This window comes from Bailinhaonella thermotolerans (genome assembly GCF_003594875.1).
GTDB lineage: Bacteria > Actinomycetota > Actinomycetes > Streptosporangiales > Streptosporangiaceae > Bailinhaonella > Bailinhaonella thermotolerans.
This window is the reverse complement of record NZ_QZEY01000052.1, coordinates 1-1,207: the sequence shown is the minus strand read 5'-3', so window position 1 is coordinate 1,207 and position 1,207 is coordinate 1. Positions and strand designations below refer to the sequence as shown.

General features: G+C 57.2%; 2 rRNA genes. Both read left to right on the top strand.

The features are described 5' to 3' along the window. Window positions 1-1,028, top strand: a 23S ribosomal RNA gene (locus tag D5H75_RS40700); the annotation flags it as partial. Window positions 1,029-1,089: 61 nt separating this feature from the next. Beyond that, window positions 1,090-1,207 (top strand): 5S ribosomal RNA (gene rrf / locus D5H75_RS40695).

Sequence of the window (1,207 nt, the reverse complement as noted above, 5' to 3'; positions counted from 1 at the left end):
CGCGAAGCTGAGAATCTAAGCGCCGGTAAACGGCGGTGGTAACTATAACCATCCTAAGGTAGCGAAATTCCTTGTCGGGTAAGTTCCGACCTGCACGAATGGCGTAACGACTTCCCCGCTGTCTCAACCGCAGACCCGGCGAAATTGCACTACGAGTAAAGATGCTCGTTTCGCGCAGCAGGACGGAAAGACCCCGGGACCTTCACTATAGCTTGACATTGGTGTTTGGAACGTCTTGTGTAGGATAGGTGGGAGACGGTGAAGCCGGCACGCTAGTGCGGGTGGAGTCATTGGTGAAATACCACTCTGGTCGTTTCGGATGTCTAACCTGGGTCCGTGATCCGGATCAGGGACAGTGTCTGGTGGGTAGTTTAACTGGGGCGGTTGCCTCCTAAAGGGTAACGGAGGCGCCCAAAGGTTCCCTCAGCCTGGTTGGCAATCAGGTGGCGAGTGTAAGTGCACAAGGGGGCTTGACTGTGAGACAGACATGTCGAGCAGGAGCGAAAGCTGGGACTAGTGATCCGGCACCGACGTGTGGAAGTGGTGTCGCTCAACGGCTAAAAGGTACCCCGGGGATAACAGGCTGATCTTCCCCAAGAGTCCATATCGACGGGATGGTTTGGCACCTCGATGTCGGCTCGTCGCATCCTGGGGCTGGAGTAGGTCCCAAGGGTTGGGCTGTTCGCCCATTAAAGCGGTACGCGAGCTGGGTTTAGAACGTCGCGAGACAGTTCGGTCCCTATCCGCTGCGCGCGCAGGAGACTTGAGAGGAGCTGTCCCTAGTACGAGAGGACCGGGACGGACGGACCTCTGGTGTGCCAGTTGTTCCGCCAGGAGCACGGCTGGTTGGCTACGTTCGGACGGGATAACCGCTGAAAGCATCTAAGCGGGAAGCCCACCTCAAGATGAGGTCTCCCACCCACGTGATGGGGTAAGGCCCCCAGTAGACCACTGGGTTGATAGGCCAGAGATGGAAGCATCGTAAGGTGTGGAGTTGACTGGTACTAATAGGCCGAGGGCTTGACCACACCTCAAATTTTGAGATGTTCGCGTCCACTATACGATCCTCAAGCAAGGGTCGAAGTTTGTTTCGGCGGCCATAGCGATGTGGGAAACACCCGGTCACATTCCGAACCCGGAAGTTAAGCCCGTCAGCGCCGATGGTACTGCACTCGAAGGGGTGTGGGAGAGTAGGACGCCGCCGGAC